Origin of the sequence: Fusibacter tunisiensis, assembly GCF_016908355.1 — a bacterium.
GTDB classification, from domain to species: Bacteria; Bacillota; Clostridia; order Peptostreptococcales; family Acidaminobacteraceae; genus Fusibacter_D; species Fusibacter_D tunisiensis.
Map to the genome: position 1 here is coordinate 1 of NZ_JAFBDT010000034.1, position 14,811 is coordinate 14,811.

The following is a 14,811-nucleotide window of genomic DNA, read 5'->3' on the forward strand; positions in this document are numbered from 1 at the left end:
ACCGTGGGGCACACGGGGATAGCTCGCTTATGCTGTAGCCATTAGGCTATTCGAACGAGAAGCCCCCACTTCTTAAGTGGTGGGAGTATGTCACATCGTCTGGTTCCCATCAATTTTGGAAGTGGGTATCCTAAACTGAGTTTTGCAAGGAATTTTCCCAAAAAAGACCCACGCGGACAGTATTTGATGCAATGGACCTTTCCTTCGCCACGGAGCGCATGTAGTATAGGTGTTCCCATACAAACAATCCCCAGTATACCGAAGCGGATATCAAATGCGCCTAATATGAAAAAAGAGATGATGATGATCCATGACCATCTGATTGGATAGTTGTTCATTGTGTCCTCCTAAGATGTAATTACCCCCGTACCCGAGGGGTATGATACCATGTAAAAGTTACTTAAGTCAAGGTCTATGAACACTTCTTAAATGTTTAGACTTTTCATAAAATTTCTATAAAATTATTTTCTTATTTTTATAAATAAGTGTGCAATTTGCAGAATTTTCTATCAAAAGAATATGTTATACTAAATATGATGGTAAATTTGGAAATTAATTAATGACATTGGAGAATGCAAATGAAGACATATGAAGTTGCGGTTGCAGCGATTGTATCAGATTGGCTTTTATTATGTACACAAAGAGGGCCATCGCAATACGACTATATTGCGCATAAATTTCAATTCCCAGGCGGGACAATTGAATCTGATGAAATGGGTTCTGAAGCCTTGAAGCGAGCGCTAGAAAAAGATTTAAATCTATCTCTTGAAATAACTGAAGATCACCATATGATGACAGTTGAACATCAATATCCTGATTTCAAAGTGATTTTGCATGTTTATAAAATTGAAGCTGAAAATGTTGCAGACCACTTGATAGATCATATTGATCATGTGTGGGCCGATTCTGGGATGATTTATTTCCTCGAATGGGCTGATGCAGATTTTAAAGTGATGAACAAGATAATAGATGAAGGCCTTATTGACTGGCAGGTGTAGGGGAGAGAAATGAAAACAATTGAAGTCGTGGCAGCAGCGATTGTAGCCAATGGTTTGGTTTTATGTACGCAGAGAGGTCTCTCAAAACATGCCTATATTTCACATAAGTTTGAATTTCCAGGTGGTAAAGTGGAACCTGGTGAAAAAGGATCCGAAGCATTGATGCGTGAATTGAAAGAAGAATTGGATTTATCCATAGATATAACAGAGGCTCATTATTTAATGACAGTTGATCATCAATATCCGGATTTTAGAGTTATTATGCATGCATATATAATAAAGGAAGATGAGATTTCGATTAAACTAAATGAACACATTGACCATATTTGGGCAAATGATGAGATCATAAATACCTTAGATTGGGCTAGTGCAGATGTACCAATTGTAGATCTGTTAGTGAATGAAGGATTAATTCTATGAATTTTTTAAAAGAGCTAAGAAGAGGGGTCTTTAATGGCTACATTGATGATGATATTATTGCATCTGATGCATTTAAGCCTAGATTAATTGTAAATGATGCAGAAAAGGGCGAGAAAGTATTAACATCCATTAATGATGAGTTGATGAAGTGTGATGCTTTCTGGTTCTCGGTTGCCTTTGTCACGAACGGTGGCGTTACAACACTTTTAAACACACTTAAGGAGTTAGAAAGTAAAGGAATCAAAGGGACTATTATCGCTTCTCAATATCAGAAATTTTCTCAACCAAGCGCTTTAAGGAAATTGCTTCAATTTAAAAATATTGAATTATATATCGTGCCAGAAGACAGATACCATATGCACGCAAAGGCTTACAATTTTAAAAGAGAAGAGGAATAAAATCTCATTGTTGGAAGTAGCAACTTAACCAATGATGCACTTTGTGTCAATCAAGAATGGAATATTAAAGTATCCTCTACAGCAGAAGGGTCAATTATTAAGCAAGCTCTAATTGAGTTTAATGAAATGAAGCGTAAATCTGTGAAAGTAGACGATCAATGGATTGATGCCTATGAACAGATTTATAAATACGAAAGACGATTCCGTATTAAGAATAAAGCTTTTATAGAAAACCAAGAGATTCAACTACATAAAATCTCACCCAATCAAATGCAAAAAGAAGCGCTCCAAGAGCTTCAACGAGTGAGAGAAGAAAATGAAACCAAGGCATTGATCATATCTGCAACTGGGGAACGTGTCATAATAGTGATGGGTGCAGTTTGTGTTATAAAATCAAGTGTTTCAGGAACTTTAGATAAATATATTTCGTGCATTGATTAGAGTAATTAGGATCTAATTGTTGTAAGCAGTGCGTGAGAAGGAAGGGTTCTGGTTCTTTAATTACTTACCATTATTTAGTATAATTATTTTAAAGATGGTAATTAGTTGCGTATTCGTAGGACTATGCTCAGCTAAATTATAAGAAGGATAATGTGAAAGGGTCTATAGAGTAGGGGTTACTTCAGGAGGGTTGTGTAAGTTTATTCGGGAAAATGTGTCTACTTTATAGATATAGGTCCAAGGACAATTAATAGTATTATAAAATTGAACTTCATTTGATAAGGGGGAATAACTGTGTTTAGCTTTCTTGATGATTGGGATCCAATACTAGTAGATTTTAAAAAAGATATTGACGGAGTTATTAAGGGGGAAATTCGACTTTGGGCAGTTGCGATGCAGACTTATTGTGAACGTTTAATGAAACTATTTAATAAAAAAGAAAAGATTTATTTTGATGATGAGAAAATAACATTTGGAATATGTGTAAATGACTCATATTTTAAACAGGTTTTTCAGGAAAAGACAGGATTTTATGACTTTAATAGTTTACGCAGATTAAATACGTATGGAAATAAACGAAAACATTATGAGTCACCTAATGAGGTTGAAAAAGAAGAGATTAAAGAATGGTTAAAACGATTACACACTTTATCTTTGAAGACATTCAATTATTTAAACAATCAAAATTATTACGAAGAATTTAACGAAGAAAAGGTTGAAAAACTACTATTATCTCCTGAAGATGAATTTTTTGACGTAGTAGAATACGCAGATAATATAATTAGTAGAAAGAACGAAGTAATCTTAAAGCTTGAAAATGAGAACCTAGAATTAGCTTCACTCATAAGTGATGATACTGAAGAAATTATATCTTATAAAGAGAAAATAAAGAGATTAGAGAAAACTAACGGCCAACAAAGTTATTTACTAAAAGACTATAAATCTATATTAGATATGTTTGAAGAATACTTAGATGTTAATAGGATAAAGAATTCATGCTCAGATGAAATTTTGGAGCTTATCGAAAGTTATGGGTTTAATTCTCAGGGGAGACTTGAAACTCTGGATAAAGAATATCGCTTGCTATCAAAAAATATAAGGAGGCAACATAGAGATATTGAGTTATTTATTGAAGCAAACTTAAGAGAAGATACAGAGGTTCAGAATAAAATTTATGGAAATATCGAAGATATATTTGACTTGCCAAATAATATTTACCAACGTAGGCAAGAAGAATTATATGATAATTATAACGAAGATGATAAAGATGATGGTTACGAAGATGACCACCAAGATAATTACGAAAATAGGTTCGAGGAGTACTATGGAGCGGAGTAATTTTATTAAAAGATCAATAAATTACATTGTCTGACGCAAGTAAATACGAAGTAGATCATATGCTTTTAACAAAACGAGATGTATAAGAAATATAATTACTTTAAAAAAATCGTTTATCAGAATATACTTTAATGAAGGTAGAATAGTGAGTTCAGTATTTATATTAGAGGATGTTGGTATGAATATTTCCCAATAAAAATATTAGAAACAAAGAAAGCGGAATTGGTTGGGATTCAAGAGTTACTAGTAGACAGTGTGATGTTAGAAAAAATAAAGCTATAGAGTTTATTATTCCGTAAGAGGAATGTATGTGAAAAGCTTTACAACTTGTGAGACTTTTAGTAGTGATATAATAAACTTGCAGGGTTTTCCAAAAAATACAAGATTAGGAGTCTTAATTTGTTTGTAAAATAGGTTAATAAAGTCATTAAATCCGATAGCGTATCAAAAAAAGTAATAGGGGGGAAATTTATGCAAAAATATATTTATGAAGGTGCTATACTCTATCATAAGTATTTATCTAGTATTAAAATTGTTGAAATATCTGATGATATACTTAAGATTGAGACATTAGATGGAGCAAGGTGGGATCTTGCATTATATGATTTTGGTAAGACATTATTTATTGAAAAGCATCATCTACTTAACAGGTTTGAAACTACTGATGCATACATTGGCTTTATACAAGAAGAGGCAACCAGGAAAAATGTTGAGAAAAATCAAATATTTAAGAATGATTATAACAAAAAAAATAATACTAGTAGAATTGATCTGGAAGCCCCAGTAAGGACTTTCAAATCTATTAATAACGCAAATAAACATATACCAACAAAATTTATCATTTCTAAAAATGCTTATTTAAGCAGAGATGTGATTGGGTACTTTCACCAATATTATGTTGGTTTTGGTAATCCAGGTAATCCAGATTTTATTAATACTTTAAAGAATACCTTCAACGATACAAGCATAAATAAACTTACATCAGCAAGGGATAAAGTTATAGAGATATTAATGCGTGATATTCCTATTGTTTTAGAAGAACTAAATATATCTCATTGTTTATGTATATGTGTACCAAGAGCAAAATCTTTGTATTCATATTCTAATAATCAACAAATGTTTAAAGAAGCTGTGAAAACTGCTGCTAATAACATTCATAGGGTAACTGATGGAACAGATTGCATTACTAGGATAGTAAATACTAAAACAACTCATATACGGAAAGATGTTATAATTAATGACGGTGATAAACCCTATCCAGGGATAACCTCTGCTACTTGCCAGATAGATAATGAGAGAATTAGGAATCAAAATGTAATTCTAATAGATGATATATATACAAGAACTATTAATATTGATGAAGATTGTATCCAGGCATTAATTGATAATGGTGCTAGGGAAGTTGTATTTTATTCAATCGGATATACGAGGTGAAATTGATGAGATATTCAGAAATTGCATTAAAAGTTTTAGCAGCAAAAGAATGTGGCATAATAAAAACAAATGCACAATTTTGGAGGAATTATGCGGATGAAGAGAAATTTTGTGACCTAGTACTTAATGATGAAAGGGTTAAACATATATCAGAAAACTTATTAACAGAATTAAATTTAGTAAATGGAGATGAAGGCATAATATGTGCTTTTGATGATGAATTTCCAATCATTAACCGAAAGGTAATACGTAATGGGGATAAGCCATTTTTATTATTTTATAAAGGAGATTTATCATTATTAAGTAATCTTAATCAAAATGTAGCGGTTATAGGTCTGGTTGATCCAAATAATGATATTACTATAAGGGAAACAGATATAATAAAAAAATTGGTTAGTAACGGTTTAGTAATTGTAAGTGGATTAGCAAAAGGATGTGACACTACTGCTCATAAAGTATGCTTAGAAAACAATGGAAAGACTATTGCAATATTGCCATCCCAATTAAGTCAAGTTTATCCTTCTGAAAATAGAGAGCTTGCGGAAGAGATTGTTGAGAAAGGTGGCTTGTTATTATCAGAGTATTATAAAGATTCTACATCACGATATGAGGCAATTAATAGGTTTATAGAAAGAGATAGACTTCAAGCGATGTTTTCAAAGGCAATAGTTATGATAGCTAGTTATAGAAAAGGTGAAGGAGATAGTGGCTCACGACATGCAATGGAAGCTGCAATGAAGTATGAAACAGAGAGATATGTAATGTATAATAGTAAAACTGATGAGAGTAATTTGCAGTTTGGTTTAAATAGGGATTTAGTAAATATTAATTCAGTTAAGATTATAACGACTAATTCAATTGATGAGATTAGGGCAATGAATAATCCAAATCTATATTCGAATAAGCATTCTTCATCAATAGAGCAGTTAAAACTATTATAATACAATGAAGCGATATGTATTTGATCTAGATAATACGATTGTATTTACTGATTTGCTAAACAATGAATCCTATAATCACGCATTAAAAGAACTTGGATTAGAACCAATTAATAATAGTTTAAGGATTACACGAGACATTATTTTCAACAAATATCCTCATTTAAGCGATGCAGAGAAAAATGTAATAATAGCATTTAAACAGGAGTATTTTGCTAATAATTTAGATAGGACTTATGCAAATAATCAGCTACTAAAATTGTTAGAAGTCCAAAACCTAGAAATGTGTATTTTATGGACAAGTGCTGATGAGACTAGAGTATTAGCTATCTTAAAACATTATCGAATTCTTAATGCATTTAGAAACATAGTATTTAGTAATAAGAGCAACATTATTCAAGATGTAGAAAAGATATGTGAATTATTTGGGTGTAGTTTAGAACATTTAATTTTCTATGAAGATAATGCCAAAATAATTAGAGAGCTACAAGAATTAAAAATAAATGTAATTCCTATTAGTAAGGGTTTATAAAACGTTTGACCATAATATACAATAAAGTTATATTTTCAAAACCTATATTTTTAAATAGAGAGAATGTTCAAGCTTTTATGTAATGATAGGCAAAAATATGTTTCCTATTGTTAGGATAGATATATAATAAAGATAAAATGAGTTTCTCATTGAAAATAACTGGATAGGCAAGGTCAGAATTGTAAAGATATTATGTTGATTGAGCAAGGAGGTATTTAATGGATTTTGGTCTTTATGAAAAACTATTAGATAGTGAACTAAAGAATCAAATATCAGAATTACATAATAGAACAAGAAAAGTGTATTTGTCAACTGAAAAATGGGCCAAAAATCCAATTTAAAAACGGGCCACTATTTTTTCGAGTTTAGCCACGCAAGTGTATCTTCATACCTGACACTGTTTTCTAGAGAGATATCTAAAATATGGGCTCTATGAGCAAGTCTATCTACGAGAGCCCCTGTTATCATTGTATCTCCAAAGACTTCATGCCACCTGTCAAAAGTTAGATTAGATGTAATGATAACAGAGCCTTTATCATTTCGGTTTGAGAGCAGATTGAAAAGGATTTCAGCACCAGCCTTATCAAAAGATACATATCCAAGCTCATCCAGTACGACTAAATCATATTTCTCAAACTTCTTCTTATAAGCATTCAGTTGATGTTGACTTAGGGCTTCTTTGAGCTCTATGACGAGATTGGGCACCGATACAAACAAAACGGATTTACCACTTATTATCGCCTTAATGGACAAACCTATGGAATAATGTGTTTTACCGGAACCAGGAGATCCAATTAAAATAAGATTTTGTTTGTTTTCAATGAATTCAAGCGTTTCCAGTTCATCAAACTTTGAAAAGAAACTTCTAGCATACTTGCTTCTATCAAAGTCTTCAAGATACTTTGCGTATGGAAACTTAGCGCGTTTCATTCTACTCTGAATACCGTTGTTCTTTCTTAGTTCATGTTCTCTACTCAGGATTTCCAATAGAAATTCTTCCAAAGTCATGTTTGTTAGCTTTGCTTCTTCTAAGATGTCCATATGAGACGACTTGATATAAGGAAGCTTGAGTTGAGTTGCAAAGTCTTGAATCGTCATTGTTTGACCTCCTTTGCACTCAAATTGTTATAAAGTTTGAGCTGGTTCATTGTGATCTTCGCCAAACTTAAGTTGGTTTCTTGCTCAAGAATTTTAAATTGTGTCCTGATTCTAAAAGCCTCTATGATATCTTCTAAATTTTTATCCTGATTTTCTTTGAGAATCTCTATGAATTTTCTTGGATTTGATTTAAAATAGATATCAAAGATGGATTTAAGTTCAGGCATGCTTTTCAGGGCTAATGAATTACGCAGTGCTCCGGGCTTTCTTTCAAAGGTTGTAAGATAATGACGAATGTCGATGTTTATCTCCTTTGATCCATCTCTTTTTTTATGGGTGTAAAAGTAATGATTGTTGGCATAAAAATCTATGTCCGAATGATACACTTTTGCGGTGATTGTTTTCCCAACAAGATAATCAGGAACAGAGTAAAAATTGTTTTCAATGCTGACAAAACTATACTTATTGACTTTTACTTCCTTAATTTCTCCCAGTTCAAGTTTAGGCTTATAGGGAAGCAGAAATTTTTTTTCCAGTTCAATTTTGCTTGAGATATTGATTTCTATAAGTTTGGCATTCATGTACTGAATCGCTTCCTCAAAAGAATCAAACTTGTATTTTGGACCAAATATTTGATTTCTAAGAATTTTTACACTGCCTTCAACATGGCCTTTTTCGTTGCCACTGAAACAGTTGGTAACGTTGATATCAAAACCATAGTATATGGACATCTTGATCAGATCTTCGTTGAGAAGTTTCTCGTTTTTTCCGATAAATCTTGATACAACGTTTCGCATATTATCATAGACAACTTCTCGATGAACACCAGCCATCATGTCAAAGAAGTTTACATGAGCATCAAGAAAGACACCTTTTGATTGATTTTTATATAGATAGCACCATCTGAAATCTGCAGAAGGTGATGAAAATACAGCCATGTGGTATCTATGGGTTTCACTTCCGTGTACAAGCTTTATTTCTCCAAAATCGAATTCAAGCCGATCTCTAAAATCATACTCTTGCCTGATAAAACACTCTTTTTTCCAGTTGCGCTTCTCTTTAATTTTCGTTGAAATTGTGGATTTCCCAATGTCAAAACCTAAATTAACAAGCTGTTTATGAATCTGTAAGTTTGTTAGTTGTTGCTTGTTATTCCCCAGTAAACCTCTTTTCTCATCTTCAGATGCAAGAATTTGATCAAGAGCAGTATCAATTTCTGCTGTGTACTTATAGGCACGTCTGTTGGTTGAATCATACTTAGGCGCTGATATAATCTTTTCCTGGATTTCTTTGATATTAGTCTCTTCCGAATCAAGTTTACCTAAATTTGCTTTGTATTCATTATAATATTTGTCTACCGTTTTTCTATCAATGCCCAGTTGTTTTGCAACTTTACGACTTGAATCACCTTGTTCTTTGAGTCTTATAATTGCGAATTTGTCCATTATGCTAATCATCTCCTTCACCTCCAAAAGTATTATAAACTTTTGGACAGTATATTTGTAGTGTGGCCCATTTTTCGATTGGATTTTTATAATAATTGGCCCACTTTTAGATTAGCAAATACAAAAAGTAGATAAAAGCGAATCTGCAAAGGTATTAGCCACGGCCTATTATAAAATCTTAAGGAAAATCTTGTCTGAAAAGAAGGAAGAAGAAAAGGTCGATTTCGTTAAAAAATTAAATAAGGAGATCGGCAATGAAGTATCAATTGAAGATGATAGAAATTTTCTAGAGCTCATTGCAGGTAAGCGTAAATTCCAGTGCACATAGACGGCATAAAAAAATCGCCTCATTAGAGACGACTTATTATGCGTTTTCAGTTTTTTCGACTTTTCTTTTTAATTCTTCCGGTAGTGTTTCTGACCATGGCAAACAAGCGTCCAAAGCCTCATGATTATCTAAATCGATGTTTGGAAGCGTTTCAAATAGAAAATTGAGATACAAATGTGGAATTAAACCATTCGCTTTTGCCGTTTCAATGTAAGCGTAAATTCCAGTGCACATAGACGGCATAAAAAAATCGCCTCATTAGAGACGACTTATTATGCGTTTTCAGTTTTTTCGACTTTTCTTTTTAATTCTTCCGGTAGTGTTTCTGACCATGGCAAACAAGCGTCCAAAGCCTCATGATTATCTAAATCGATGTTTGGAAGCGTTTCAAATAGAAAATTGAGATACAAATGTGGAATTAAACCATTCGCTTTTGCCGTTTCAATTATGCTATAGCATATGCCACTGGCGGTAGCGCCTTTTGGGGATTTAGCAAACAAAAAGTTCTTTCTCCCGAGAACAAATGGTTTGATGGCTCTCTCGGCCAAATTGTTTTCGCTGCTGAGTCTGCCATCTTCAAGGAAAACAACTAAGGAATCCCACTGGTTGAGGGAATACTTGATGGCTTCGCCAAGTTTGCTTTTAGGAAGCGTCTTCTTCGATTGTTCATCCAGCCATAGTCGATATGTCTCTAAAATCGGCTTCACTTCCTCAAGTCGCTTTTCATAACGCGCTTCAGGTGTAAGGTCTGCATAGGATTCTTCCAGTTTGAAGATCTTTTTGAAGAATTTAATGGCTTCGTTGGCCTTGGATCTGGATAGATCAGCACCATCCGGCAATGCTTTTAAGGCATCGGTATAATAACGCCTTGCATGAACCAGACAACCTAAACGTTTTACACCAGATACTTTATTATAACCTGCATAGCCATCGGTCTGAAGGAAGCCTGTGAAGTTTTCTAAAAACTTTTGCGGATGCCTATTCGCCCGAGACTTCTGGTAATCATAAAGAAAGATTCTCTTTGAAGCCTTCTCACCAGTTGCATAAAGCCACATGTAATTGTTCTTGTTGTCCTTTTCATCAAGGCAGTTCAGAACCGTTTCATCGGCATGTACGATGTCTTCTCGAACCAAGTAATCATGTAACCTGTCGAACAAGGGTGTAAGCCATCTTTCAGTTCCTTTAATCACCCATGAAGCCATGTTTTGACGGCTGATGTCGATGCCGTAATCTATAAAAGACTGTTCTTGCCTGTAAAGTGGCATCATCTTGTTGTACTTCATGTCCATGATTGTGGCCAAAAGAGATGGACTCACCAATGATCCTGGAAGTACCGGATTGGGCATGGGGGCAACAACAATAGACCCGGATGATCCTTCATTTTCATAGGAATCACAGTGTCTACAAGCATATGCTTGGCGCTTGTGAAGAACAACCTTCACACGAGCAGGAACAAATTTAAGTTCTTTGCGAACAATCACTTTCATTTCATGAAGTTCGTGGTTACACTTTGGGCAGTTTTGCTCATCAGCAGGAAGTGTGTAAAGAATTTCTTCCTCTTCGAGATCCGCATAGGATTTTCGGGATTTGCTGGTTCCTTTTCTCCGTTTGTAGGTAATCTCTTCAATGTCAGGTTCAACACTTTCTTTAACGGATTCTTTTTCCGCCTCATTGAAGATACTTAACTGACCGTCAGAGATTATCTCGCTGGATGCACCATACTTTTGGGATTGCGAAAGTTTAATCTGTTCTTCATAGAACGTTACTTTTGCTTTAAGCTCCTCATTTTCCTGAATGAGCTGTTCCATTTTATATTCAATTTCAGTTAGCCTATCATTAGCCGAATGGCTAGTGTTTTCAATGTTTTTCATACGTCTATTATACCATTTTTGGGCACTCAAAAAAAGCATTATTATAGGTTGTTACGCGTAATTAAAGAACTAGAAAATCAAATAATTTGACGTTCTTCAACCGGTTTGTGAGCGGACTTTTCTCTTATAGTTAGCCCATCCAGAAGCCACCTGAATGAACGCTCATCGATGGAAATGTGAGTGCCACTTATATTCTCCGGCCATTTGAATCTATCTTTTTCAAGTCTTTTGTAGTGGAGCCAAAAACCACTTGTGTCCCATTCCAGAATCTTAATCTTATCGCGCTTTCGGTTGCAAAATACGTAGAGATTTCTTGAAAAGGGATCAAGTTTGAATTTTTCCCTAACGATAACCGCCAAGCCGTCTATGGATTTTCTTAGATCGGTAGCACCAAGTGCAAGATAGACTTCTGTGACTCTATTACTGTTAAACATGTTTCATCAGTACCGATAGGACTGTTGATAAACTTTCTGGATCAAAGCCTGGGCTAACTTCAACGATTGCTTTTCCAATATGAATACATAATATTGATTTAATATTATTTTCATCGACATCTGATTCTGAACTTGATATGATGGCCCATTTGGTTTCAGTTTGATCGACTTTTTGAGGCTGTTTTGCTTCAGATACAAGTCGTCTTTTCCAGTAGCGAAAGTTATGAATGTTGACGTTATTCTGCTCGCACCACTCGTGTTGTGTGAGTCCGCTTGAAGTTTGATCTGAAACTATTTGCTGCCAGTATTCAGAGTTTGCTTTTTTGCGCATAAAAAAATCACCTCCGTTTTTGAGATGATTTTATCACTGGTAGATCAACTTGAATATGTGCACTGGAATTTACGCTTACTGTAGTGTGGCCCATTTTTCGATTGGATTTTTATAATAATTGGCCCACTTTTAGATTAGCAAATACAAAAAGTAGATAAAAGCGAATCTGCAAAGGTATTAGCCACGGCCTATTATAAAATCTTAAGGAAAATCTTGTCTGAAAAGAAGGAAGAAGAAAAGGTCGATTTCGTTAAAAAATTAAATAAGGAGATCGGCAATGAAGTATCAATTGAAGATGATAGAAATTTTCTAGAGCTCATTGCAGTCCATGATGACGAAACTATTCTAAAAAAATTAATCAATGATAGGCCTAAAACATCCATATCTTCTAGTACTCTATTTACTGGCTATACTGGACCTACTCTTGAAAGTGAATTACGCAGGGAAATTAGAACTGCAGATAGAATAGACTTTATTGTATCCTTCATTAAATATAGTGGGCTCGTACTTATATATGATGATTTAGAGAAATTTACTAAAAATAAAAAGCTTAGAATTATAACTACATCATATATAGGTGCATCAGACTATAAAGCAATACTTAAATTATCTCAGTTACCTAATACTGAGGTTAAGATCTCATACGATACAAATAGAACTAGATTACATGCAAAAGCATATTATTTTGAAAGAAATACTGGCTTTAGTACAGCTTACATAGGCTCATCTAATATATCTAATCCAGCTTTGTCCAAAGGGCTAGAATGGAATCTAAAGGTATCAGAATATACATCAAAAGATGTGGTGGATAGTATTATAAAGACATTTGAGACATATTGGAATGATGATGAATTTAAGACGTTTTTGCCTGGAGAAGAAGAAGATAAGAAAGAATTAAAAATAGCCTTAAGTAGAAAAGATAAGGAAAACAAGGACTATGTTTTCTTTGATTTAAAACCATTTTCCCATCAAAAAGAAATCCTGGAGGATCTTAGGGTAGAAAGAGAAGAATATGGATCTAATAAGAACCTAGTTGTAGCAGCCACAGGGGGGCGGTGTTTGTCAACATAGTTGTCAGTAAAACTAATAATTTTTATGATGATTTTTCTTCAATAGTTTCTATAATTCCGTCACTCTCTGGGTTTAGCCATACGCGTTCCTCCAAATCCCATTTTCGTGTGTTTCTTGACCATCTGTTTGGATTTTTTAGTTTTGCAGCTTCATATACAGCTTTACGATTCGCTAACACGGTTTCACCCAGCCCGTTATGTCTTTGTTCAGGGGTCAGGAAATTAAGCCCGCTGTGACGGTGCTCTTGATTGTACCAGCGCGCAAACTGCAACACCCAATTCCTTGCATCTTCAATCGTTGAAAGACCTTTACGCGGGTATCCAGGTCGATATTTAAGTGTTTTGAAAACAGATTCAGCATACGCATTGTCATTGCTTACTCTTGGTCTGCTATTTGATGGCATAACACCTAGCATTATTAAAGTCTCCAGTAACGTTGCACCTTTCATAGGGCTTCCATTATCACTGTGGAGAACTAGCGGCTTCATATCTTTTGTTCGGTGCTCACACATAAATGCTCTGCGCACCAGCTTGCTGGCGTACTCTGCTGATTCTTTTTCGTAGATTTCCCATGCAATTATTTTTCTGCTATAGAGGTCTAGAATCAAATACAAATAATGATACTTTCCTTTGATTCCAGCAGGTATATATGTGATGTCCCACATCCAAACTTGATTTGGGCCATCCGCATAATGCGTTGAAATTGAACGCTTCACAGGTGCTTTTGAAAGACCCCTGTGGTGTTGCATGTTGTATTCTTTAAGCACTTTATACATGGTGGATTCTGATGCAATATATTCACCTTTATCAGCTAATGATGGAACGATTTGGCTTGGTGGCAAACTTTTGTATTCAGGACTATTTACAACTTCTATGATGCGCTCTTTTTCTTCTTTTGTTAATTTGTTGCTTGGTTCAGGTCTTGTGGCATAAGGCCGTTGATCTTCATCAGGTGTGTTTTTGCTTCGCCATCTAAAGAGCGTTCTATGACTGATATTTAGAACTTCACAAGCTTTGAATTCTCTTGCTCCATTGGTTACCGCTTCATCTATCAGTTCGATTACAAGAACTCTGTCTTCACGAGAAATCATTCTTCCTCGTTGTCCCCCCAGATGGCTTGGGCCTTTTTTCTAAGTACGATCAGCGCTGCAGTTTCAGCAAGGGCTTCTTCTTTGCGTTTGAGTTCTCTTTGTAACTTTTTAATTTCTTTATCTTTTTCTTTGCTTTCTTTATTTAATCTAGATGCTTCTGCTGCAACGCCTCCATTCGCTTGCATACAAGCGTCTCTCCAAGACTCAACTTGCTCCACATACAGCCCTTTTTGGCGACAATAATCTGATAGCTCTGCAGCATTAAGTGATGCCGTTTCTACCACAATCATGAACTTGTCATGTGTGCTCCATTTCTCGCTTTGTGTTTCTCCATCTGTAATTACAAGGCCTTTGGCTTTTGCTGCGCGTTTCCACTTGAAAAGAGTTTGCTCTGCTATTCCATTTTCTTTTGATAAGACACTTACGGATTTGTTATGAGGTGGCATCATTTGCTTTACAATGCTCAACTTAAATGTCAACTTCCAGAAAAAAATGTGACTAAATAAAAAATAATCAATGAAAAGCCCGTATTTCTGCGGAATCTATTGCAAAAATACGGGCATAATGATATACTGTATTTAGTCGCATATGTTACTAAAGGGAGGACAAAAAATGTACCTCGATTTTCTAGTCAAAATTCCAGA

At 34.5% G+C, this 14,811-nt stretch carries 20 protein-coding genes; 11 read left to right on the forward strand and 9 right to left on the reverse strand.

The genetic code is table 11. From position 1 onward, the window contains the following. Positions 1-41 precede the first annotated feature (41 nt). The gene (locus JOC49_RS12080; RefSeq protein ID WP_204665290.1) at positions 42-338 is read right to left on the reverse strand and encodes a hypothetical protein; all 297 of its coding nucleotides are present in this window, start codon (positions 336-338) and stop codon (positions 42-44) included. Between the two features lie 240 nt (positions 339-578). Between JOC49_RS12080 and JOC49_RS12085 the strand changes: the two genes are divergently transcribed. The 9 genes from JOC49_RS12085 (at position 579) to JOC49_RS13395 (ending at position 6,840) form a co-directional block, all read left to right on the forward strand. Further along, a complete protein-coding gene (locus tag JOC49_RS12085; protein ID WP_204665291.1) occupies positions 579-998 on the forward strand; it encodes an NUDIX domain-containing protein in 420 nt (139 codons plus the stop codon). Between the two features lie 9 nt (positions 999-1,007). After that, positions 1,008-1,418 (forward strand): (deoxy)nucleoside triphosphate pyrophosphohydrolase, encoded by a 411-nt coding sequence (locus JOC49_RS12090; RefSeq protein WP_204665292.1) that lies wholly within the window; start codon positions 1,008-1,010, stop codon positions 1,416-1,418. After that, positions 1,415-1,816: a phospholipase D-like domain-containing protein gene (locus JOC49_RS12095; protein ID WP_204665293.1), complete on the forward strand. Its 402-nt coding sequence runs from the start codon at positions 1,415-1,417 to the stop codon at positions 1,814-1,816. The genes JOC49_RS12090 and JOC49_RS12095 overlap by 4 nt, the downstream gene beginning before the upstream one ends. Positions 1,817-1,942: 126 nt before the next feature. Next, positions 1,943-2,257 carry a hypothetical protein gene (locus JOC49_RS12100; protein WP_204665294.1) on the forward strand — a complete coding sequence of 105 codons (315 nt, stop codon included), beginning with the start codon at positions 1,943-1,945 and terminating at the stop codon, positions 2,255-2,257. A 294-nt stretch (positions 2,258-2,551) separates the two neighbouring features. Then, positions 2,552-3,595 carry a hypothetical protein gene (locus tag JOC49_RS12105; protein WP_204665295.1) on the forward strand — a complete coding sequence of 348 codons (1,044 nt, stop codon included), beginning with the start codon at positions 2,552-2,554 and terminating at the stop codon, positions 3,593-3,595. Between the two features lie 471 nt (positions 3,596-4,066). After that, positions 4,067-5,029, forward strand: coding sequence for a phosphoribosyltransferase (locus tag JOC49_RS12110; RefSeq protein ID WP_204665296.1), 963 nt, complete (start codon positions 4,067-4,069; stop codon positions 5,027-5,029). 5 nt (positions 5,030-5,034) lie between these two features. Next, positions 5,035-5,970, forward strand: coding sequence for a DNA-processing protein DprA (locus JOC49_RS12115; protein WP_204665297.1), 936 nt, complete (start codon positions 5,035-5,037; stop codon positions 5,968-5,970). Between the two features lie 4 nt (positions 5,971-5,974). Beyond that, positions 5,975-6,499, forward strand: coding sequence for an HAD family hydrolase (locus tag JOC49_RS12120; protein ID WP_204665298.1), 525 nt, complete (start codon positions 5,975-5,977; stop codon positions 6,497-6,499). A 218-nt stretch (positions 6,500-6,717) separates the two neighbouring features. Then, complete coding sequence (locus JOC49_RS13395; RefSeq protein ID WP_279381215.1) at positions 6,718-6,840, forward strand: hypothetical protein; 123 nt, start codon at positions 6,718-6,720, stop codon at positions 6,838-6,840. 10 nt (positions 6,841-6,850) lie between these two features. Here the strand turns inward: JOC49_RS13395 and istB are convergent, their stop codons facing one another. Both istB and JOC49_RS12130 read right to left on the reverse strand, forming a co-directional pair. After that, positions 6,851-7,597 carry an IS21-like element helper ATPase IstB gene (gene istB / locus JOC49_RS12125; protein WP_204665299.1) on the reverse strand — a complete coding sequence of 249 codons (747 nt, stop codon included), beginning with the start codon at positions 7,595-7,597 and terminating at the stop codon, positions 6,851-6,853. Next, on the reverse strand, positions 7,594-9,054 hold the full coding sequence (locus JOC49_RS12130) for a Mu transposase domain-containing protein (protein WP_204665300.1): 1,461 nt from the start codon (positions 9,052-9,054) through the stop codon (positions 7,594-7,596). The genes istB and JOC49_RS12130 overlap by 4 nt, the downstream gene beginning before the upstream one ends. Before the next feature lie 178 nt (positions 9,055-9,232). On the opposite strand from JOC49_RS12130, the gene JOC49_RS12135 reads away from it, so the two are divergent. After that, positions 9,233-9,370: a hypothetical protein gene (locus JOC49_RS12135; RefSeq protein WP_204665301.1), complete on the forward strand. Its 138-nt coding sequence runs from the start codon at positions 9,233-9,235 to the stop codon at positions 9,368-9,370. Positions 9,371-9,406: 36 nt separating this feature from the next. Here the strand turns inward: JOC49_RS12135 and JOC49_RS12140 are convergent, their stop codons facing one another. The 4 genes from JOC49_RS12140 to tnpA all read right to left on the reverse strand — a co-directional run bounded on the left by JOC49_RS12140 (position 9,407) and on the right by tnpA (position 12,006). Beyond that, positions 9,407-9,604, reverse strand: coding sequence for a transposase domain-containing protein (locus JOC49_RS12140; RefSeq protein WP_204665302.1), 198 nt, complete (start codon positions 9,602-9,604; stop codon positions 9,407-9,409). A 38-nt stretch (positions 9,605-9,642) separates the two neighbouring features. Continuing rightward, positions 9,643-11,241: an IS66 family transposase gene (gene tnpC / locus JOC49_RS12145; protein ID WP_204665303.1), complete on the reverse strand. Its 1,599-nt coding sequence runs from the start codon at positions 11,239-11,241 to the stop codon at positions 9,643-9,645. A gap of 77 nt (positions 11,242-11,318) precedes the next feature. Then, the gene (gene tnpB, locus JOC49_RS12150; protein ID WP_204665304.1) at positions 11,319-11,675 is read right to left on the reverse strand and encodes an IS66 family insertion sequence element accessory protein TnpB; all 357 of its coding nucleotides are present in this window, start codon (positions 11,673-11,675) and stop codon (positions 11,319-11,321) included. After that, positions 11,668-12,006, reverse strand: a complete 339-nt coding sequence (tnpA, locus tag JOC49_RS12155; protein ID WP_204665305.1) for an IS66 family insertion sequence element accessory protein TnpA — start codon at positions 12,004-12,006, stop codon at positions 11,668-11,670. The genes tnpB and tnpA overlap by 8 nt, the downstream gene beginning before the upstream one ends. 213 nt (positions 12,007-12,219) lie before the next feature. On the opposite strand from tnpA, the gene JOC49_RS12160 reads away from it, so the two are divergent. After that, positions 12,220-13,077 (forward strand): phospholipase D-like domain-containing protein, encoded by an 858-nt coding sequence (locus JOC49_RS12160; protein ID WP_204665306.1) that lies wholly within the window; start codon positions 12,220-12,222, stop codon positions 13,075-13,077. Between the two features lie 22 nt (positions 13,078-13,099). Here the strand turns inward: JOC49_RS12160 and JOC49_RS12165 are convergent, their stop codons facing one another. After that, the gene (locus tag JOC49_RS12165; RefSeq protein WP_204665307.1) at positions 13,100-14,167 is read right to left on the reverse strand and encodes an IS3 family transposase; all 1,068 of its coding nucleotides are present in this window, start codon (positions 14,165-14,167) and stop codon (positions 13,100-13,102) included. Beyond that, entirely contained in the window at positions 14,164-14,646 is a 483-nt protein-coding gene (locus JOC49_RS13310) for a transposase (RefSeq protein ID WP_204665308.1), read from the reverse strand. The genes JOC49_RS12165 and JOC49_RS13310 overlap by 4 nt, the downstream gene beginning before the upstream one ends. Positions 14,647-14,811: the final 165 nt, after the last annotated feature.